Source organism: Reyranella sp. (assembly GCF_017305915.1).
Taxonomy (GTDB): domain Bacteria; phylum Pseudomonadota; class Alphaproteobacteria; order Reyranellales; family Reyranellaceae; genus Reyranella.
Map to the genome: position 1 here is coordinate 267,862 of NZ_JAFKJN010000018.1, position 20,775 is coordinate 288,636.

The following is a 20,775-nucleotide window of genomic DNA, read 5'->3' on the forward strand; positions in this document are numbered from 1 at the left end:
CGTGGCCACCGTACAAGTCCCCGCCGCCGGGCTTCCGCTCCGGAAGATGCTGCTCGCCATGCTGGCGACGGCGATCCTGACGACGGTCGCGATGATGGGATCGGCCGAGATCCTGGCGCGCTGGCTGTGGCCCAAGTACAGCGATCCGACCTGCCTCGTGCCGGCGCGGCTCGGCCAGGTCTACGCCCCCAATTGCGTGCGGCGGGAGCGCATTTCCGAAGGCCAGAGCGAGATCCTCTATCGCTACAACGCCTGCGGCCTGCGCAGCGACGGGCCGTGCGCCGCCGAGATGCCGACCGGGGTCCGGATCGCTCTACTCGGCAACTCGTTCCTCGCCGGCAACCGGGTGAACCAGCCCGACTCGCTCGCCGAGGTGATGGCCGATTCACTGCGCAAGCAGTGCACCAGGGGGATCGACCTCCAGAACCTCGCCGTCGAGGACTACCTGTTCTTCGATCAGTACTTCCGGCTCGACGCGGCGCTGAAGCTGCATCCGTCGGCCGTCGTGCTGATGGTCATGCCGACCGACATGTTCGAGCCGATGTCCAGGCAGGAGTGGGAGAGCCGGCACGCCCCCAATGTCATGCGCAAGTCGCGGATTCCCACGACCGATGAAAGCGGCATGTCGCTGCTGGTCCGGGCACGGCGGTCGCTCCGGAAGAGCCGCGTGCTGGAGATCACGCAGCACTACGTGTTCCAGAACCTGCCGCTCTACGTCCGCCTCTACCGCGCCTATACCGACGCCGCCTTCGGCGATACCTCGGACTACCTGCTGGCCGCGACGTCGCCGGGTTGGCAGAAGCGCTATGACGACGCTCACCTGATCCTGGGCGAGATGGCCGAGAAGACGCGGCAGGCCGGCGCGCGGCTGGTGCTCGTCGCTTTTCCGCAGCGCGTGCAGGCGGCCTTGCTCGAACTCAAGACCGACGAGACCCGCGCCTCGGCCACCGCCTTCACCAAGCAGATGGGCGCCATCGCCAAGGCGAGCGGCGTGCCGTACATCGACGGGCTGGAGCTCATCTCCAGCGAACCTCATCCCTCACGGCTGTTCTATCCGGTCGACGGCCATCTCAACGTCCCATCGCAGCGGCTGGTCGCCGAGAAGCTCGCCAAGACGCTGGAGAAGCTCGGGATCGTCACCGGCGATCAGTGCCGCTGACCTAACTAACCCCGGAGCTGGCGCAGCAGGTCGAGCGCGAGTGGCGCCGGGTCCTCGCCCGTCACGCCGGAGCGGTTGATCGTCTGGTCGGTCTCGAGCCGCGGCAGCCGCGGCGCGAGAAAGCGGATGTCACGATGCTTCGCCGCCAGCGATGCGATCATCGCCTCGGCGGCGGCCTTGGCCATCGCGTATTCCGTGAGTCCCGGCTGATGCTCGGCGACGGCCACCGATGACGGGAAGAGCACGCTCGACAGCGACCGGCCCTGCGCCTGCACCGTCTCGAACAGGCGCAGGAACGCCCGGACATAGGCCTCGAGGAAATGCTCGAACAGCGCGTCCGAGAAGCTTCCCTTGGCGCCGACGAAGATCGGCGGCGTCGCCGTGTAGAGAAGATGGGTGAAGCCGCCGGCATCGTCGGCGATCCTCCGCAGGCCTGCGGTGTCGTGCTCGAAGATGTCGAGCCGCTCGAACCGGCATTGGCCGGGCCCGCTGCCCAGCTCCTTCGCGAGCGCTGCCGCTTCGTCCTTGCCCATGTTGAAGGTGCCAACCACCTCGGCGCCGCCCACGACCAGCAGCCGGGTGAGAGTTCCGCCCAGGCCGCGAGTCGCGCCGACCACGAGGGCTTTGACGCCATTGAATTCACCGGAGGCGATCGAGGACAGCAGCACAGCCTCCTTCGCCGAGCGTTCGGCGACCGGCCGCTCGAACGCGACCATCGTGCCGCGCACCAGGGGCGAGCCGACCTCGAGCGTCAGGCGGCCGAACCGGTCGTCGAACTCAGCCACCTTCCACGCCAGGGCCGGCGCGGCCTGCTGTTCGAACCCGAGATCGATCTCGGCCAGGATCGAGCGCAGGCCGGGGCAATGCATGCCTACGATTCGCGTCAGCGCCGCAAGCACGGCAATCTGGCTGCGCGGCAATCCGGAGGCGAGATCGGGAAACAGCGCTTCGAGGCCCGGGCCGAGCTCGAGCCGTTCCTCGCCCGTCATCGACGCGAAGGCGCTGCTGTCGACCAGAGCCGGCGCCCCGGGTGCGGGCGCCTCGCTCACCGGCATGTCGTCGATGGCCGAGCGGTCCTCGTATTCGACCGAGCCGCGCGCTGCGACCGTGCCACGCCACAGGATCCTGAACCGGAGCTTCGGCCACTGGCCGCTGCTTTCGAGCGTGAGCTCATCGCCGACCGGCGCCGGCTGAAGGAAGAGCGCCTTCAACGCCCGCAGGCGCGCCCGCCCGCCTCCATGCTGTCGCAGTTGATCGTCGAGCAGCCAGGCGATCAGCATGACGCCGTGCACGACCGGCCGATTGAAAATCATCCGGCGCGCCGCAATCGGATCGACGTGGATCGGGTTCACGTCGCCCGACAGCCGGCCGAAGCTCTGGACTTCCTGCGGGGCGAAAGAACGGACCGTCACGTCGACTCCTGTGCCTTCGAGAGGCCGCTTGCCAAGGGCCTGAGAGGCCGCTAAACCCACCCGCCTGCCGGCCGTTCGGCGCCCGCTGGGGGATAGTTTAACGGTAGAACAACCGGCTCTGACCCGGTTAGTCTAGGTTCGAATCCTGGTCCCCCAGCCAGCCGCGCGCCTTCAGGCCGTGCTCCCCATCAACGCATAGAGACAGGCCGCGCCCCACGCCAGGATGCAGGCGATCAGCGGCCAGTCGGTCAGCAGCACGTCGGTCGGCGATTCGCCGCTCTCGCGCGTCTCGACCAGGTACCAGTAGCGAAACAGGCCGAAGATCACCATCGGGATGGTGATGACCAGCTGCGGGTTACTCGACATCACGAACAGGCTGTAGAAGATCAGCGCGCCGACCGCCGACATCTCGGCATAGCGGTCGACCAGGTTGACCGAGTAGTCCTTGAGCACGCGGCGGCCCTCGGAGCCCGCGGTGACCAGCTCCTGGCGGCGCTTGATGGCGGCGAGGTAGAGCGCAAGGCAGAGCGTGGTGACCGCCATCCAGCTCGACAGCGGCACGTTGATCGCCTCGGCGCCGGCATAGATGCGCAGCACGAAGCCGCCGGCGACCGAGAAGATGTCGAGCACCGGCTGGTTCTTGAGGTAGAAGCTGTAGGCGAGGTTCAGCGCGATGTAGCCGCCGATCGGCACGATCAGCGCCGGGTGGAGGATGAAGCCCGCCACCAGCACCGCGTAGAGCGCCGCCAGCAGCGCCATCGCGGCGTTCAGCGACACGTGGCCGGCCGCGAGCGGCCGGCTCCAGCTCTTGATCGGATGGGCGCGGTCGCGCTCGATATCCTTGATGTCGTTGACGACGTAGCAGGCCGACGACGCGATGCAGAACATCGCCAGCGCGAACAGCGCCTGCTGGATGGCGACTGGATCCGTGAAGGACCGCGCGAAGACCAGCGGCGCCAGGACGAACGTGTTCTTGACCCACTGCTTCGGCCGCCCCAGCCGCAGCAGCGAATAGGCTGTGCTCGGAATTGTCCTTACTCCCCTTACCCCGGCACCCATGATAGCAAAAGCGGGCCGGACCTAGAGATGGAAGAACTGCAGGGCGGTGTGCAGGTCCGGCTCATATTTGTCAGGGATGCGGCGCATCGAGATATGGCAGCCGATCTCCGCGTTATTCCAGTGCGACCGCCGGTCGAGAATCCGCCGCAGCAGCCGCGGGTCGAGCGAGCAGTCGAGGACGTCGCCCTCGCGCAGGCAGCGCACGTTGGTGATACCGCGCTCGCGCAGCCAGTCGGCGCATTCGTCCCAGGTCGTGGTGCCGAGATAGGCGTTCTTATGCCGCAGGTCGCCGCCCAGGACATAGGCGCCGGCGAAGGGCAGCACGAAGCGCGGCTTCATGGCGAGGATCTCCTCGCGCATCAGCTCGAAATTGCGGCCGAGCACCCACCGCGACTTCTCGACTTTCTCGGCGTCGGTGAAATGGTCGAAGCAGGACGGGAAACCGCTGGCGCCGTTGTACGGCAGCATCGCCAGGCCGATCGGCCCGTACTCGCGGCCGATCATCTCGGCAGCGCTGACGTCGCCAAATCGGCCGGGATTGTTGTCGTTGGCGTCGAACGCCGAGACCCCGTCGCAGGAGATCAGCATCGCCGAATCGATCAGGTTACCGAGCTCGGCATCCTCGTAGGCGTGCTTGACGAACGGCGCGAACAGCGTGATCTCGAGTTCGTTGAACTTGACGGTCTCGCACTCCTTGATCGCGATCAAGTTGGTGTAGCCCATCGCCTGCAGCTTCTTCGGCAGGAAGTTGCGGCCGTGATCGAGGACGATCAGCGGCTTGTCCTTGGCGAAGTTGAAGTGACGGTCGTCGAAATGGTCGGGATGGAGATGGGAGACGTAGACCGCATCGACGCCGAGGACATCCTCGACCTTGGTCTTCAGCGGCGGATAATGGCACCAGCTCCCCTCGAACACGCCGTCCACGAGCCAGGGATCGCAGAGGACCCGGGTCCCGTTTTTGCCGATGAAGATCCCGCAGGCATTGCCGATGAAGCTGAAGCGAAGCATGGCCGTCTCGAAGGCTCAGCGCGTCTGAGGGAGCTCAGCTGCTGTAATAGTCGCGATACTTGGAATAGTAGTAGCCGTAGTCGCCGTAGCCGTACTTGGAGTGACGGCGGATATCGACCTGCACCAACACCACGCCGATGCTCTTGGGAAGGTCGCGGAACAGCCGCAACGCATTGATCGCAATCTCGCGCGGCGTGCGCTCCCAGCGCACCAGGAACAGCACGTAGTCGGAGATGCGCGCCGCCACCAGCGCGTCGGCGACCGCCATGATCGGCGGCGTGTCGAGGAAGATCAGGTCGAACTGCTCCGACAGCGACTTGATGAACGATTTCATCGCGTTCGAATCGAGGATTTCGGCCGAGTTCGGCGTATTGCTGCGGGCCAGGATATAATAGACGCCGCTCTGCTCGTCGCGGCCGATCACTTGGTCGAGCGTCTTGGTGCCGGCCAGGTACTCGTCGATCGTGCCCTCGGTGCGCTGTACGCCGAGCGTGCCGGCGACCGAGGAGCGCCGCAGATCGCAGTCCATCACCAGGATTTTCTTGTCGATGTTGGAGCGTGCCACCAAGCCTGCCAGCGAGCAGACGAAGGTCGACTTGCCCTCGGCCGGCAGCGACGAGGTGACCATCACCACGCGCGGCGGCTTGTCGAGGTTGCCGAGCGTCATCGCGGTATAGGCCGAGCGCAGCGCCTCGGCGTAGGCCGATGTCAGCTTCTCGATGGCGAAGCGTGCCGGCACCATCTTGCCGAGCGTCGAGCGCGACAGGCCGGGGACCATGCCGATCAGCGGCCGGCCGGTCAGGCGCTCGATCTGCTCGCCGGTACGGAAGCCGCCGTCGAGGCGCTCGAGCAGCAGGATGACGACGGCGCCCAGCACCAGGCCGATCGCCAGCGCGCCAGCCATGGTCAGCGCATAGCGCGGAAAGGCCGGCGAGGTCGGCAGGTTGGCCGGTGCCAGGATGCGCGCGTCGGGCTGCTGGATGTCCTGCTGCTCGCGCAGTTCCTTGGAGCGCTTCAGGAAGTCCTCGTAGACAGCGCGGGACGACTGGGATTCGCGCTCGAGTTGGCGCAGTTCGACCTCGTTCAGGCCCAGTCCGCCGGCACGGCGCTCCAGGTCGTCGACCTGGGCTTGCAACTGCGCCTCCTTGGCGCGCGCGGCCTCGGCGTCGCCCTGGACGCTGGAGATGATCTTCGCGACCTCCTGGCTGATGCGGCCCTGGATCTGACCCTGCTCGGCGCGCGCCTGCAGGATGCGCGGATGGCTGTCGCCGTAGCGCTGGCCCAGGTCGCCGACGCGGCGCGCCACCTCGGCCTCCTGGGCACGCAGCGACGAGATCAGCGAATTGGCCAGCACCTCGGTCACGCCGCCCAGCGTGGCGGGGTTGCGCGCCGCCTGCTGCAAGGCGATCAGGCGCGATTCCTTATCGGCGCGCTGGGCACGCGCCTGGACGAGCTGCGAGTTGAGCTCCGACAGCGACTGCGCGGCGATGGTCGCGTCTTTGGCGATGGTCAGGCCCGACTTTTCGCGGAAGGCGGCGACGGCGCGCTCGGACACCTCGACGTTGCGCTTCAGCTCCTCGAGGCGGTCGTTGAAGAAGTCGGTCGCACGCTTGTTGGCGTCGAGCTTCGCCTGCAGCTGGTCGACGATGTAGTAGTCGGTGATGGTGTCGAGGATCCGCTTGGCCTTGACCGGATCGTTCGAATCCATAGAGATCGCGATGACGTAAGAGCGGCCGCGCGCCAGCGTGGTGAGGTTGCGGGTGAGCGCCGTGATCGCGCGCGAACGCGGGCCGTTGTCGGCGTTGGCGGGCGTATCGGGTGCCTTGCGGAATGGCACGTACTTGGACACCATCTCCTTGCCGCGCTGGATCAGGTCGCCGATCACGGACCGCCGCACCGCACCGAACTCCGGATCTAGGTCGAGATGCAGCTTGTCGGAGACGCGGCCCAGCAGGGCCGCCGAGCGGATGATCTCGATCTCGGTCTGGATCGCCGGGATATCGATCACGCCCGTGGTCAGCACGTCGGCGGTGTTGGTCACCTTCGCCTTGCGGGTGTCGAGCATGACCATCGCCGACGAGCGGTACTCCGGCACCAGCTGCAACAGCAGCAGCGCCGTCAGGGCGCAGACCAGCGCGGTGACACCGACCAGGTGCCACTTGCGGCGGTTGAACATCCGAAGCAGTTCGCGCGCCTCGATCCGCGCGGTCGCTCCGAACGCCGGCAGGTTGGGCTTGCGCTCTTCGGTCGTCGTCGTGGTCTCGGTCGCGGTGCTCACGGGCGCACGATGCTCCGGTATGAAGGCTTCAAGCGGGCTGAAAACGGCCCCCCGGCCGCTTGGTACTGTGTTACCGCTTTTTCGGCGCGCCCGCCACTGGGCGTCGTTGTCGCGCCGCTCTCAGGACTAGAAGAAGCGCTCGGGTACTCGAATGATGTCGCCGGGAAAGACCGGGTCGTTTTCCTTGGCCGCCTCCTCGTGCGGCGCGCCGACGCGCTGGATGGTGATGCGAGTGCGCGACGCGCGATAGGTATAGCCGCCGGCGATCGCAACCGCCTGGGCGACCGTCAGGCCGTTGACGTAGGGATAGGAACCACGCTTCTCGACTTCGCCCAGGATGAAGAACGGGCGCAGGTTGGTCAGCTCGATGCTGATGCGCGGGTTCTTGAAGAAGCCGCGGCTGCGATACTGCTCGATCATCGCCTGCTCGACTTCCGACACGGTCATGTTCTTGACCTGGAGGCGCCCGATCAGGCGCGCCGAGATCGCGCCGGTCGCGTCGATCTCGTACTCGCCCGAGGCGTCGTCCTCGCCGAACACCGTGACCTTGATCTTGTCGCCGGAGCCCAGCCGGTAGCCCCCCTGTGCCCGAGCCGGAGCGGCCATCGCCAACGGCACCATCAAGGTACCGGCCGCGAGCCTCAAGAACTTCGACCGCGGCAACATCCCTTCCCTCCGCACGGCGTGAGGCCGCTGTCATAAACAGAAAGCCGCCGATTGAACATCGGCGGCTTTCCTCAAGGCAAGGTTATTTCGTCACAGCCGGTTACAGCCGCGCGCCCAGCCGGAGCATGACCATGTTTTGGTCATAGTCGTTGAGCGGCAGGTTCGACGAGCGATGCAGGTACTGATAGGTCGGGCCGACGTAGAAGTTCGCGGTCGGCCGGTACAGCACGCCGGCGCGCAGCGTCAGATACTGCTCGTTGCGCTGCTGGGTAACGCCCGGGAAGGAACCGTAGTCGGCGATCGCGTAGTCGCCGTGGGCGTCGAGGGTGATGTTGGGCCTGACGTTGTAGGTCACGTCCGCGCCGAACGCTGTGTTGACGTACGACACCGCCGTCGTCAGCGCCGAGTCCTCGACCGTACGCCGAACGAACGGCCGGATCATCAGCTCGCGGAGCGGGTTCCAGTAGCCGGTCAGGCCGAACATCGGCGCCGAGATCTGCGACAGCCGGCCGTCGACGTAGTTCTGCTGGATGTAGCCGCCGAACGCCTCGAGCGAGGTGATGCCGCCCAGGTCGACGGTGACGCCGCCGACCAGGTCCCAGCCGCTCGAATTGCGGTTGAAGCCCGTGCTGTCGGGAATGGTCATGTAGGAGCGCTGATTCAGGCTGCCGCGCACCCAGACCTGATAGCCCGGCGAGAACTCGTAGCCGAAGCGGGCGGACTCGCGGAACTCGTTACGGTTACGGTCGCTGTTCTGGATCACGCCCTGCGCCGTGCCCAGGCCGTTGTTGAAGTAGGTGTAGTTGTCGAGACGGCCGTCGATGCGAACGTTCAACCGGTTGAAGCGCTGGTAGTAGCCGACGTTGCCGACCAGCTGGTTGTAGATGGTCGGCGAGAACAGCGACGTCGTCACGTTGGGTGTGCCGCGGTCCTCGTGGCGACGGTTGAAGGAGCCGCCGCCGTAGACGTTCCAGTCGCGCTGGATGTCGAACCGGCCGTCGAGGCCGACGCCGAAGTCTTGATAATTCTCGGTCGAGCTCGCGCTGTAGAAGCCGAAGGCGCCTTTCGCGAACAGGTTCAACATGTGGTTGTTCCAGTCCGAGCGCAGGTCGAGCGTCGGCTTGACGACCTGGATGAAGCTCGCGGTCCGGCCCGAAGTGCCGTTCGCCGTGGCGTAGATGTTGTCGTTGTAGACCTCGTTCAGCTCGAGGTCCGGGAACAGCCGGAACGATCCGATCGGAACGCCCTGCGCATCATAGTTCTCCGCCGCCCTTGCGGGCGCGGTCTGGCTGCCCGGGCGCTCCTCGCGGACGCCCGGCGAACCGACAGCGCCAGGAGTCTGCGCCTGCGCGACCCCTCCCCCGACGACAACGGCGAGCGCCGCCGCGCCCAAGACCCGCTCAACCCCGAATCGCTTGTCGTTTCTCATGGTTAGCCGCCCTTACGATGTCTGTGTTCTTGCGACCGTCAGATCACACTCTAACGGCAGCGCAGCAATGCATTCCAAGACGGCCCTCTTGGAAAGCGGGCTGGGCATCAGACCACCGTCTTTTCGCCCAAAAGCTGACACTGGCACCCATCCCCGAACTCCCACGCCCCCTGTAGGGGCCTTAATAGCTTGCAGCATCAGGGGCTTGCAACTGCGCGCTTGCGAAGATTTCATTCCGCACATACCACAAATGCGTTACTCCGATGTCGATTTCGGAAGAGACCTACGAGATATAGTATCCCGAATCGGGAACATTATCCCATATATTTTGCACATCAGGACTGCGACAATCTTTCCTCCACGAGCTGGCTGCTGGTGCTCTGGCTCCAAGCAATGCCCAAGATGGCAAAGTAGCAGCAAGCAACGGCCGGTATCTGGAGGCTGAAGTCGAACAATGAGTGGAAGCCGGCCAAGGCCGTGGCGAACACGCCCAGGCCGGCCAGCTCACGGTCGCGCCGGCGGGTGACGAAGCCTACGACGCATTGTCCGGCGATCCAGCCGACGGCGACCACCAAGGCCAGCGCCATCGGCACGCCGAGGTCGAAGGCCAGCTCCAGATACGTGTTGTGAACCTTGTCGTAGTACTCGTTCAGCGCCGGCGGCTGGAAGACGCTGTAGAGCTGCTCGAAGGAGTTCATGCCCCAGCCGGTCAGGGGCCGTAGCGCGATCGCCGTCAGGGCCATGGGAAACAGCAGCTCGCGACCGGACTCGCCTTGCGCGAACAGCTTGGCCATCCGCGTCACCAAACGCTCTCCGCTCGGCACCAGCAGGACGACGGCCGCCACCATGAGGAGGATCAGCGAGACCACGACGATCCGCGTGGAGCCGCGGACGTAAAAAACGGCGAAGGCGATCAACCCGATCGTCAGGCTGATCGCGCCGCCGCGAGAGCCCGACAGCACGACCCCCATGCACAGCACCAGGGCCAGCGCGAACCACAGGCCGCTCAGGCCGGTCATCACGGCGATCCGCCGGCGCCAGCGCTCCCGCGCGGTCTCCTTGGCGGCCTGCCCGCCAGCCGGCCGGAAGGCGAGCACCAGGGCCGAGAGCGCCGCGATGCCGCAGTAGGTGGCGTAGTGGTTGGAGCTCATGAAGGTGCCGGTGAAGAATTCCACATCCGGCACCCAGACCGCGACGCCGGTGATCCGCGCCTGGCCGTTGACCGCCTGCGCCGCCATTGCATAAAGGGTCATGGCCGCCGCGACGATCACAATGGTTGCCAGGATTTGCCGCGCGTCCGAGGCCGAGTGGCTGAGTATGGCCGCCAGCGCGAAGACGCCAGCGTAGGTGAGCAACCGCATCAAGGCCGTCCATTGCTGTTCGCTGTCGAATGCAATCGACTGACGCGTCTCCGGCAAACCGAGCGAGGCGCTGTCCGAGATCGAGGTCGCCCAACCCGCCGGCGTCCAGCCCGAGAGCTGTACCAGCCCCCAGATCACAACCAGGCCGAACAGCACGCCGGGCACCAGCAGCGTGTCAAACCGGACGAAGGCGCGGCGCTGCCAATCGCGATCGAGCCAGGCCAGCGCCGCGATGCCAACCAGCAGCACCCCTACGATCCCGCCGAGAGGACTAAAGGCCCAGTCATATTTGCTGCCGAAAGGCACCGGCGCCAGGGCGACCGTCGCCGCGAATAGCACCAGGAGCAGACGCCGCATACGCGTCGTCCTACCGGGCAGCCGCCAGCCTGTCGAGCAGGATGCGACTGACCCGCTGCGCGCCCGCGCCGTCGACGATCGCTGCGGCGGCGCGCGCCTGGTCAGCGAGCGTCTGCCGATCATCGTCAAGAGCGGCGAGAGCGGCTGCAATGTGCTGCGGCGTCGCCGCGGCGAGGTCGCCGAGTGAAGTCGCAGCGCCCAGCCGGACGAGGCTCGCGACACCTTCGCGCTGGTTGTCGGCCAACACGATGACCAGGCTCGGCAAGCCCAGGCAGCAGCGTTCGAGGCCGGTGCCGCCACCACTGCCGATGGCGATGTCGGCCTCGGTCATCAACTCGGCCATGCCGCGTGCATCAAGGTCGACATGCAGCCGCAGCGCACCGGCCCGCGCCTGCGCTTCGAGCCACGGCAGGCTGCCGGCGGTGCGGCCGGTGACGACGTCGATCGCCAGCCCCCTGCCCGCCAACAGTACGCCTTCGACGGCATGCCGGCTGGCGCCACCGACATCGGTCAGCCCCATCGCGATCAGCACCCGCCGCGGCGCCTGCCCCTGATGGCGCGCCAGTGCCCGCGGCCGCAGCGCGCGGAATTCTGGCCGCATCAGGGCATAGGTGGGTCCCGTCAGCACAGTGCAGCCGGTCGGCACCAGCCCGGCATAATGGGTGCGCTCGCGGCCTGCGGCATGATCGACCAGCACGTCGCAATCGTGCGAACGGTTGGCGAGGTCATCGATCGCGACCCGCAGCCCCGCGATACCGTTCCATCCCACTTCGACCGCGTGGTTGAGGGTATAGCCGTCGAAGATCGCGATGTCGGTATCGCGCAAGGCCGGATGCCTGTGCGCGATGGCTGGCGTCGTCTCGACCACTTCGGCGCCGCTCGATTCGAGCAAACCGACGGTATCGCGGGTCACGCGATCAATGGCAAACCGCGATCGCACACCGAGCGCCGCGAGGCTTTCCGCCAGAGCGAGGCATCGGAGCACATGTCCGCCGCCGATTTGCGGCGCCGCAGCCGTCACGAACGTCGCCTTGATCACGCGGCGCACGCTAGCACAGGCGTGTACGCCGCCGACCCGCTTTATTGTCCCGATCACCGTCGGTCAGTAAGCTGACCGTGCGGAAACCCGAATCGGAGCGAGTGCTTGATTCCACCTCGTGTGACGCGCCGCGGATTGATCGCCACGGGTCCGCTCGCCGTGAGCCTTCCGGCCGCCGCCCTCGCGGTCGATCTCAAGGATTTCGGCGCCAAGGAAGGCAACGACATCAGTCCGGCGATCACGCGCGCGCTGGCGGAAGCGCCCGGCCGGCCGATCGGCCTGGGCCCGGGCGAGTACCGGCTGGCGTCGCCGTTCGTCTACATCAACCGCGACCTTCCCGGCGCCTCGCGCGCGCCCGGGCTCGTCCTGAGCGGAAGTGGCTCCCAGCGCACTTTCATCCACTGCACCGGCCCGGGTGAGGCGGCATTCGAGATCGGCCAGGAGGTCCCCTACCGGTTCTCGGTCGGCGGCCGCCTTGAAGGCTTCACGCTGGTCGGCAACCGCTCAGCGCCACCGCAGGACGGCCTGCGGTTCTCGGGCGCGTGGAACTACACGCTGTCTGACGTCTGGGTGCGCGGCTTCAGCGGCAACGGCATGTCCATGCCGTGGCGCCATGACCTGCGCTGGAAACTCGGTGACTTCGAGACGACCAGCGGCTCGACGATCGCCCGGCGCTTTGCCAAGGGCGGCTTCAACGAAGACATGCGCATTTGGAAACTGATGCGGATTTTCGGTTCCGGTATCCCGCCCGACACCATCGTCGAGCGCATCATCGACGAGACTACCCTCGAGATGTCGAAGCCCGCGACCGAAAGTGGTCCGCGCACGATCGAGATCACCGGCAACCTCGATGCCTTCTCCTCGATCATCCATGTCAGCGAGTGTGCATTCAGCGACAATCGCGGCTGGGGCGTCCATGACGGCGCCGCCCAGGCCGCCATCCTGAATTGGCAGCGCAGCGAGGCCAACGGTAACGGCGCCGGCGGCGTCTATTGCAGCGGCAGCGGCTGGAAAATCGACGGCGGCTCGATCGCCGTCAACGGCGGCGTCGGCTTGCTCGTCGAGCGGGTCGCTGGCACGCCGCTCATCCTAAAGGTCGAGCGCATCGAGTTCGACAGCAACCTCGGCAGCCACGTCTGGCTGAAGGAGGCCGTCACCGCGACCTTCGAGCGCTGCCGCTTCATCACTCACCACGATCCGGCGGCCGGGAAGAACCGCCCCGAGATCGGCGTCGTGATCGGCAACACGCCCTACAAGCATCTGGTGAGCGACGTCGAGCTGAAGGGATGCCAGTTCCGCGCGACGCCGGACAGCGCCCACAAATACTCCGCCATCCGCTTCGGCGCGCCGGGCGGCTACCGCAACATCCAGATCGTCGACCCGGCCTGGGTCGACAAGGCGCCGCAGCACCTGCTGCTCGACAACGAGCCGGCGGCCGGCGCCCACGTGCTGGTCCAGGAGAACGGCTTCACCCGCTATGCAGATCGCACGCCGCGGGCCTGGGCGATCATGGAACGGGGCGCTGTGCAACGGATTGCCGCCAGCGCGGCCGTCGAGCTGGTGTTCGACCGCGCGCAGGGCGACTTCGGCCGCGGCGGCGTGACACCGCAGAGCTACATCTCTACCAAGGCGACCCGCGACAGCGATTGGCTCGCGGTGGCGACAACCGCCGGTTTGCGCGCGGGCCTGCCGGTGTCGGACGGCTCCGGCCGCTTTGTCGCAGACAGCCGCATCCTCGCCGTCGAGCAGGACCGCATCCGGGTTTCAACGGCGGCGCGTTCGGATGGCGACCTCATGCTCCTGGTGGGCGGCCTCAGCGTGCCCTATGCCCAACTCTATGAAATCGACGCGCTGGTCTGCGTCGAAGGGGCGACCGCCGGTTCGACGATCGAGCTCGCCCTTGTCGTCGATGGCGTGATCCGCCGACAGGCGATGCTCGCCGCCGGCCCGATCCTGCGACAAAGCCTATCGCTGCGGGCGCTTTTACCACTCGCCACCGGAGCCCGCGTCGGTCTGCGGCTGACCCATGACGGCGAGCGCGAGATCGTGGCGATGGCCGGGGCAACCGGCGGCAGCCTGAGCATCATTGCTGCCACCTGAGCGATAACCACCCTCAACGGTCGCGTACGCCGGGCGGCGGCAACCGTACGCGGGATGGGGCTCTTGTCCCCCCGGGGCGGACAGCGTATCCACTCCCCTCACCCTTGGCATCGGGCTGTCCGAATGGCGTCTTCGCCGACCTATCCTTCGCTCGATCTGAGCTTCGTGCGGCACTGGTCGCCCGCTCGATGCATGGCTGTCGGCATGGTCGTCTATGCCGTCGTCGCGGTGACGTCGCCTCTGGAATTCAACTATTCCTACGTGACCTGGACGGCGGCGGTCTATGCCCTGGCGATCATGAGCGCGTTCTTCGGCGGATGCTACGTGTCGACGAACACCGGTCCACCTATCGACACCGTCAAGCCGCTGCCTTTTCAAGCATCGACCGGCCGCTACATCTACCTAACGATCATCATCGCCTTCCTCGGCATTCTCGCCCGCGTCTACGACCGCTTCATCCTGCGCAGCTTCTCCGTTCAGGAAACCTTCGCTGAGACCCGCGAATCCCTGGAAGGGCAGGTGTCGGTGTTCGGGTACATCGGCGGTCTGGCCTTCTCGTTCGGCCTGATCGCACTCACCCTGGTCTGGCTGACCAAAACCGACCGCCGCCGGCCGGTCGCCACGGCGATCGCGATGTTGTTGGCCGCCTACCCGATGACCGAGGGCCTTCTCGGCGCGAGCCGCTCGCCGATGCTCCACACGGCGATCCTGGTCTTCGTGCTGGCGCGGGCGACCAGATCACTGACGTGGCTCGTCCATTCGCGGGTCGCCCTGCTCGCGGTCGGCCTCGTGCTGATCACCTTCTTCCAGCTGCTGTTCGAGATCCGGACGCTGGAAGGCGGCGGATACGAGGAATCGATCGCCGAAGCCTTCCGGTTCACCGGCATGGCCGAGTTCGCCGCGCCCCCGGCCTGGATCACCAACGCCATCATCGCGACGGACGGTCAAGGCTTCTACGTCGCCATCCTGAAGAACCTAGTCCACATCGAGCAGCACATCACCCATTCCTGGGTCGTCTACTTCGCGAACTTTGCTCATTTCGACGAACTGGAATTCGGCGACGGCTACATCCACTTCAGCCTTCCTCTGCGTGTGATCGCCTACATCACCGGCCAGCAGATCTTCTACAGCCCCTTCGTGCACGGCATGGAGGAAGGCATGTATTCAGCGTCGCTGTCGAACATCTATTACGATTTCGGCCTTCTCGGCGTGCCCCTCGCCTTCGCGTTCGGCTATGCCCAGACCGTGCTTCACCGTAAGGCGGTCCACCTGCCCGAGCGCTGGCTGCCGCTGCACATCCTCATGTGCTTCGCCAATTTCATGACGTTCATAGACAATCCCCTGACCGGCGGTCTCGGCGCCTTCGCCGTGTGGGGAACGCTACTCTACGTCATCATCCACTTCATTGTGGCGACGCTCTCGCGCGAGTCCGAGATCAGCGAGCTGCCCTCGCTGCCGGCTCGATCCGGCGCCCCCAACGCGGGAGCGACGTGACGCCTCCGCCGGATGTGGGCTCCTTCGTGCTCCGCGACGCGACGCTCGACGACGCCGCCGAGCTCCTCGAATGGCGTAATGACGCGGTAACCCGCGCGATGTCGCGCAACACCACGGCGGTCTCCGACGCGGACCACAGGCGATGGTTCGCGCGCACTCTCGACGACCCGGCCAAGCTCCTGCTGGTCGGCTGCATTGCTGGCGACAAGGTCGGCATGGTGCGCTTCGACCGGCTGGCGTCCAGCACTTGGGAAGTGAACATCAACCTCGCCCCGGGGCATCGCGGCAAGGGATGGAGCCATGCCCTGCTCGCCGCCGCCCTCGAATCCGTCATGGCGGCGCATCGGCCGGCGGAGATTGTCGCCGAGATCAAGCCGGAGAACGTGCCGTCCCGCCGGCTGTTCGAGGCGCACGGCTTTCGCCGCATCGGCTCGTTTGGCGAAGTCGACCGCTTTGTGCTGTCGTGCCGCGGTTGAGGAAATGGGCCGTGTGCGTTAGTTTCCGTGCGTGTGCCGCGGGCTGGGATGGGCGGCTTTGAGTTCTTTTTGGGGGCGACGATGGGTGCGCTGGCACGGGTGAGGCGCAAGCTGCGGGACCTGCGGAGCTACGCCAACATCCGCGGCGTCGTGTTCTTCGCGCAACGACGCGTCCGTCAGAGTGCGCCGCGCCGTCGGATCGCCGGCCTGGTCGCCCGTTTTCTGCCGCCCGCGAAGCCCGTCGACCCGCAGCTGGCTCCGGACGTCAGGCACCTGCAGGACCAGGGCTTCGTCAATCTAGACGGGCTCGTGACGCCGGCGATGGCCGAGGAAATGCGGCGGCATTTCGAGAAGAGCAAGGTGTTCGCGCCCTACCTGGAGCACTCGCCGGTGGTGTCGCTGCAGGAGGCAGCCAAGCTCGACAGCCATGTCCTTCAGATCGCCGACCAGGACCTGATCACCTGTCCGCATCTGCTCGACATCGCCAACGATTCCAAGGTGCTGTCGATCGTCGAAGGCGCCTTCGGCTGCAAGCCGACGATCGGTCTGATGATGGCGTGGTGGTCGGTGCCGACGACGGACCGCAAGGCACGCCATGCGCAGCTGTTCCATCGCGACTACGACGACGTCGATTTCCTGAAGCTTTTCATCTATCTCAACGACGTCGATTCCGAGAACGGCCCGCACGAATTCGTTCGCAGCTCCCAACTCTCACCGAAGCTGCGCGGCGCGGGCCGCTACTCCGACGAGGAGGTCGCTGCGGCTTTCCCGCCGGACCAGATCGTGAGCTTCACCGGCCCGGCGAGCTCGGCGTTCATCGTCAACACCACGGGGCTTCATCGCGGGCTCAACGTCCAGAAGGGCACGCGGCTGATCCTGCAGGTCGTCTTCTCGATGCTGCCGATGGCGTACGGCCCCGCAAGGCCGTTCCAGCGCCGCGAGTTCTCGTCGACCAACGCAGCGATCGATCCCTACATCAACCGCGTCTATGTCGACCATGCCTGACGCACGCGCCCGCGGCACAGCATGCTGAGGGCCTTCTTCGCCTGCTCGCCGGTGCGGCTGGTCACGCGCGGCATCATCTTCCTGATCCAGCAGGGCGAGCGCATCGCCAACGTCGCGCGAGCTCGCGCCATGTTGCCGCAGTCGAGGGACGTGGTGATGCACTGGTCGGTCGAAGTGAAGTTCCCCGAGCGCATCAAACTCGGGACCCGGGTGATCGTCGGGCCGGGCACGACGCTCGGCGGCGACGCCGGTATCGTGCTCGGTGACCATGTCCGGATCTCCAAGGACGTGGTGATCGAGACCGCCGGGCTCGACTTCTCCGGCCCGGCGCCCTATCCGCACGTCGCCAAGCCGATCGTGATCGGCGCCGGCGTGTGGATCGGTACGCGGGCTATCATCCTGGGCGGCGTCACGATCGGCGAGCGCGCGATCATCGGCGCCGGCGCCGTCGTCACCAAGGACGTCCCGGCCGATGCGATCGTTACCGGCGCGCCGTCCCTCATCCGCAGTCGCAAGCCAAAAGTCCCCCTCCCCGAAGTGCATCAGGCTAGGGCCCATGAGCCAGACAACGCCTAGTAAGACGGCGGACAAGAAGTTCTACGACGCCGAAACCCACTATTTCAGCGATCCGTCCTTCATGACGGACCACCAGGCCGTCGTCGAAACCTATGTTGCCAAGTATCGCGCCACTCTTGCCGCGCTGGCCAAGCGCAAGGGCCGCAAGCTCAAGACGCTGGAGCTCGGCGCCGGCACCTGCACCCTGTCGCTCACCCTGTCGCGCGAGCCGTGGATCGGCGCGATGCACTGCACCGACATCTCGGCCCATCGCATGGATTCGCTGGCGCGCACCGTCGCCCAGCATATCGGCGGCCGCATCGAGCTGCTGACCTTCGGCGAGGCCGACTTCACCGACCCGCTCCGGTTCGGCGATGGCCAATTCGACGTCGTGCTGTTCGACGCCGCGCTCCACCATTCGCGCAACATGTGGACCACCCTGCGCGAGTGCCACCGCGTGCTGGCTGACGACGGCCTGCTGATCGCCCAGCGCGAGCAGTACGCCGCACCCCTCACCTACCCGTGGGCGCTGCGCAAGCTGCTGCGTTCCGAGGAGGTCGCGGCCGGTGTGACCGAGAACAGCTATCTCAAAGCGCAGTACGAGTACTACATGCGCGCCACTGGCTTCCGGCCGACCTTCCTGCCGGTCGGCCATCGCCAATTGCCGGGCCTGTGGTTCCTGAACGGCCTGGTCTTCAGCAAATGGGTGATCGTCGCCGAGCGCCGGCTCACCTGCCCGGCTCTCGACTGAGCGCTACCTTGTTGCGGCGGATCGCCTGGGCGAACCGGGCGATGCCCTCGCTCTCGGCAAGCAGATAGTCCGGCTGGGCGCGCGCGGTGGAGGGCGTCAGCAACCGGGCCGGATTGCCGGCGCACGAATTGGCATGGAGGATGGCCAGGAACTCGACTGAGCGGGCCCGCCGATCGACCGCGGTCGACGGCGCCGTGGCCTCGTCGAGCAGCGCCTGTATCTGCCATTCGAGCGGATGGCTGCGCGCCACCGGCTGGTTCCACAGCAGCGACGAGAAGAAAACCGGCGCCAGCCCCAGCGCCGGCACCCCCATCAAGGCCGCCTCGTAGGCCGGCGTGCCGGAGATGGTGACGACGATGTCGGCGCCGCGGATCAGCCCGTAGATGTCCTGGAAAGGATCGATCAGCCGCACGTTGGGCAGCGCCAGCATCCTCCGGTACCAACCGAGCGACCTGTCGCCGATCGCGCCCTTATGCTCCTTGATCCAGAGCTTGTGGGTTGCTGACAGGATCCGACTGAGGGTCGCGATCAGGGCCTCCTGGTTGCTGTTCAGAGAGCCATAGACGTCGACCGACGCCTCGGGCTGGTGATGCAGGGGGAAAAGCACGTAGCGCTCGCCCGGCGGACCGCGGTCGAACGGGCTGAAGTAGCGTGAGCCCAGCGCATTGACCATGCGCATGGTGCGGTCGGCGATGCGGCGATGAAGGGGCCACAGCGTCGCATCGTGGCGATCGAGGTCGGGGCGCAACAGCCCGATTACCAGCTCGCGCAGCCAATGCCGCTGGAACAGCTGATAGCCCTTGGTGTGGCTCTGCATGTACTCGGGCTGCGTCGGCCGGTTCAGCCATTCGTCGAGGAACGCCGTCGCCCAGACCCGATCGTCTTCAGTGGCCGGCATGAACTGGTGCAAGCCCGCGGTCACCGCGTCGGAGAAATAGAAGCGATCGCCGGGAATGCGCGTCGATGTCGGGGTCAGCACCGGAATGCCGTGATGCTGGCCCAGAAGCCAGATCAGGATCTCGAAGCCCCAGGTTCCTTCGCCGAACACAGCCTCGACCTTGCGCTGCAGGAGGATCGGCTCGACATGCCGTCGGGCGACCGCCAGGTAAGCGTAGGCGGAGCGCCGCGGCCAGCGCTTGAGGTTGCGGCACATCTGGATGGCGTTGCTGATCGTGGCTGGCGGCTCGTCCTCGATGTCGGCGAGCGACGCCACCGCCTGCTCGATCGACAGGTCGCGCCATTCATCCGCATGGTCGGGGAGGTTGACGACGTCCTGCTTCGGCCAGCCCTCGGCGATCAGCCAATTCGTCCATCGCGTGCTCGGCGACAGCCAGACGATCTCCTCGCCGCGCGCCCTGAGGCGGCGGGCGATGTCCGAGAAGGGAACGGTCAGATCCTTGTTCGCGATGAAACACAGCGACATCGTCACGCCGGCCCTGGCAGGAGGTAAATGAGCCCTGGCGCCGCCAGCAACGGCAGCGCCCAGTAGGCCCTGCGGAAGTCGATACCCCTGCGCAGCAGGAGCCGCATCTGTGTCAGCAGCAAGATGGCCATCATCACCGAATAGAGGTTGATGACCGTCATGAGGGTGAGCAGGCCGAGCGCGGTGACCGCGGTGCCGACCGCCAGCCCGCTCGCGGCGATCACCACGCAGGCCACCGACGCCTGGCGCGACAGCAGCTCGCGCACCACGAAGATCTCGAGATTGGAGTTCAGCACCCAGAACGACGTCTGAATGACGACCGCCGGGAATACCGCGGCGAAATCGGCCGCCGGGGTGGTCGTCCCGGCAACCAGCAGCGGTGCGCCGTAGTAGCCGGCGATCGCCACGACCAGAGCGATCGCCGACAGCGCGGGGATCCAGAGACTGAAGGCGCGGGTAATGGCCTCGCCGCCGGCCTTGTAGATCGGCCGGAACAGCCCCGTCACCAGGGTCTGGCTGACGAAGATCAGCACCAGGCAGATGCGCGCGCACAGCGAGAAGCAGGCAACGTCGCGCAGAACCAGCTCTTGGGCGATGGCGATCCGGATCGTGCCGAAGATCAGCGCTATGGCCGCGCCGAACAGCATCATCGGCACGCCGAGAGCGAGGACGTCCGCGACGATCGGTCTCCAGGGGCCGATCGGCCGCCGCATCAGGCCCCACACGGCGGCGACGCCCGCGGCTGCCGATGTCGCCACGACACCCCAGGTGAAGGTCGGCAGGTCCGCCCTTCCCAACAGGACCACGAGAACGACCAGGACGAGGGTGATCATGATCGAGATATTGTCGAACCAACCCGACCAGTGGACCTGACCGCGGATGCGGGTAAGGCTCGCAGCCGAAACCTGGAAGCCGACGATGCCGATCATGGCCGCGCCACAGATGTACTGCACGGCCCATCCGGCGGCGGCCAGACCGGCCGCCGCGGCCAGCCCGATCAGGACGAGCCACAGGCAATGGACGAAGACGATGGTTTCGCCGCGCGGCTCGTTGTCGACGAGAGCGCGTCGTGTGCCGACCGAGGTCGCGCCCAGTCCGACGACCGCAGCGCCCAGCGTGCTGATCGTCAGCGCCAGTTCGATGCCGCCGTACATCTTCGCGTCGATCAGCCGCGGCAGCGCGAGCGCCGCCAAGAAGGATGTG

17 protein-coding genes and 1 tRNA gene are annotated in these 20,775 nt (G+C 66.3%); 8 read left to right on the forward strand and 10 right to left on the reverse strand.

The features are described 5' to 3' along the window. Window position 1 precedes the first annotated feature (1 nt). On the forward strand, window positions 2–1,159 hold the full coding sequence (locus J0J01_RS18490) for a hypothetical protein (RefSeq protein ID WP_296383223.1): 1,158 nt from the start codon (window positions 2–4) through the stop codon (window positions 1,157–1,159). Window positions 1,160–1,164: 5 nt separating this feature from the next. Here the strand turns inward: J0J01_RS18490 and J0J01_RS18495 are convergent, their stop codons facing one another. Beyond that, window positions 1,165–2,571 carry an SDR family NAD(P)-dependent oxidoreductase gene (locus J0J01_RS18495; RefSeq protein ID WP_296383224.1) on the reverse strand — a complete coding sequence of 469 codons (1,407 nt, stop codon included), beginning with the start codon at window positions 2,569–2,571 and terminating at the stop codon, window positions 1,165–1,167. Between the two features lie 86 nt (window positions 2,572–2,657). On the opposite strand from J0J01_RS18495, the gene J0J01_RS18500 reads away from it, so the two are divergent. Then, window positions 2,658–2,731: transfer RNA gene (locus J0J01_RS18500), tRNA-Gln, on the forward strand. A gap of 11 nt (window positions 2,732–2,742) precedes the next feature. Here the strand turns inward: J0J01_RS18500 and J0J01_RS18505 are convergent. The 7 genes from J0J01_RS18505 to pseG form a co-directional block, all read right to left on the reverse strand. Continuing rightward, window positions 2,743–3,630 carry a decaprenyl-phosphate phosphoribosyltransferase gene (locus tag J0J01_RS18505; RefSeq protein ID WP_296383225.1) on the reverse strand — a complete coding sequence of 296 codons (888 nt, stop codon included), beginning with the start codon at window positions 3,628–3,630 and terminating at the stop codon, window positions 2,743–2,745. 21 nt (window positions 3,631–3,651) lie between these two features. Beyond that, window positions 3,652–4,638 (reverse strand): MBL fold metallo-hydrolase, encoded by a 987-nt coding sequence (locus J0J01_RS18510; RefSeq protein WP_296383228.1) that lies wholly within the window; start codon window positions 4,636–4,638, stop codon window positions 3,652–3,654. Between the two features lie 34 nt (window positions 4,639–4,672). Further along, window positions 4,673–6,916, reverse strand: a complete 2,244-nt coding sequence (locus J0J01_RS18515) for a polysaccharide biosynthesis tyrosine autokinase (RefSeq protein ID WP_296383230.1) — start codon at window positions 6,914–6,916, stop codon at window positions 4,673–4,675. 126 nt (window positions 6,917–7,042) lie between these two features. Then, complete coding sequence (locus J0J01_RS18520; protein ID WP_296383232.1) at window positions 7,043–7,582, reverse strand: polysaccharide biosynthesis/export family protein; 540 nt, start codon at window positions 7,580–7,582, stop codon at window positions 7,043–7,045. A 100-nt stretch (window positions 7,583–7,682) separates the two neighbouring features. Continuing rightward, window positions 7,683–9,011 (reverse strand): outer membrane beta-barrel protein, encoded by a 1,329-nt coding sequence (locus tag J0J01_RS18525; RefSeq protein WP_296383234.1) that lies wholly within the window; start codon window positions 9,009–9,011, stop codon window positions 7,683–7,685. Between the two features lie 335 nt (window positions 9,012–9,346). After that, window positions 9,347–10,729 carry an O-antigen ligase family protein gene (locus J0J01_RS18530; protein WP_296383235.1) on the reverse strand — a complete coding sequence of 461 codons (1,383 nt, stop codon included), beginning with the start codon at window positions 10,727–10,729 and terminating at the stop codon, window positions 9,347–9,349. 10 nt (window positions 10,730–10,739) lie between these two features. Further along, window positions 10,740–11,768, reverse strand: a complete 1,029-nt coding sequence (gene pseG / locus J0J01_RS18535) for a UDP-2,4-diacetamido-2,4,6-trideoxy-beta-L-altropyranose hydrolase (RefSeq protein ID WP_296383236.1) — start codon at window positions 11,766–11,768, stop codon at window positions 10,740–10,742. Window positions 11,769–11,873: 105 nt separating this feature from the next. Here pseG and J0J01_RS18540 point away from each other — a divergent pair, with 105 nt between their 5' ends. From J0J01_RS18540 to J0J01_RS18565, 6 genes are all read left to right on the forward strand, one after another. After that, the gene (locus J0J01_RS18540) at window positions 11,874–13,868 is read left to right on the forward strand and encodes a right-handed parallel beta-helix repeat-containing protein (protein ID WP_296383238.1); all 1,995 of its coding nucleotides are present in this window, start codon (window positions 11,874–11,876) and stop codon (window positions 13,866–13,868) included. A 54-nt stretch (window positions 13,869–13,922) separates the two neighbouring features. Further along, window positions 13,923–15,362 carry a hypothetical protein gene (locus J0J01_RS18545; RefSeq protein ID WP_296383240.1) on the forward strand — a complete coding sequence of 480 codons (1,440 nt, stop codon included), beginning with the start codon at window positions 13,923–13,925 and terminating at the stop codon, window positions 15,360–15,362. Then, window positions 15,359–15,838, forward strand: coding sequence for a GNAT family N-acetyltransferase (locus J0J01_RS18550; protein WP_296383242.1), 480 nt, complete (start codon window positions 15,359–15,361; stop codon window positions 15,836–15,838). Before J0J01_RS18545 ends, J0J01_RS18550 begins: the two co-directional genes overlap by 4 nt. A gap of 81 nt (window positions 15,839–15,919) precedes the next feature. Continuing rightward, window positions 15,920–16,843, forward strand: a complete 924-nt coding sequence (locus J0J01_RS18555) for a phytanoyl-CoA dioxygenase family protein (RefSeq protein WP_296383244.1) — start codon at window positions 15,920–15,922, stop codon at window positions 16,841–16,843. A gap of 21 nt (window positions 16,844–16,864) precedes the next feature. Beyond that, on the forward strand, window positions 16,865–17,419 hold the full coding sequence (locus J0J01_RS18560; RefSeq protein WP_296383246.1) for an acyltransferase: 555 nt from the start codon (window positions 16,865–16,867) through the stop codon (window positions 17,417–17,419). Beyond that, a complete protein-coding gene (locus J0J01_RS18565) occupies window positions 17,400–18,149 on the forward strand; it encodes a class I SAM-dependent methyltransferase (protein WP_296383248.1) in 750 nt (249 codons plus the stop codon). The genes J0J01_RS18560 and J0J01_RS18565 overlap by 20 nt, the downstream gene beginning before the upstream one ends. Here the strand turns inward: J0J01_RS18565 and J0J01_RS18570 are convergent. After that, window positions 18,127–19,572 carry a hypothetical protein gene (locus tag J0J01_RS18570; RefSeq protein ID WP_296383250.1) on the reverse strand — a complete coding sequence of 482 codons (1,446 nt, stop codon included), beginning with the start codon at window positions 19,570–19,572 and terminating at the stop codon, window positions 18,127–18,129. The two genes, J0J01_RS18565 and J0J01_RS18570, sit on opposite strands and share 23 nt — an antisense overlap. A gap of 2 nt (window positions 19,573–19,574) precedes the next feature. Further along, the gene (locus tag J0J01_RS18575) at window positions 19,575–20,765 is read right to left on the reverse strand and encodes a hypothetical protein (RefSeq protein ID WP_296383252.1); all 1,191 of its coding nucleotides are present in this window, start codon (window positions 20,763–20,765) and stop codon (window positions 19,575–19,577) included. Between the last annotated feature and the right edge of the window lie 10 nt (window positions 20,766–20,775).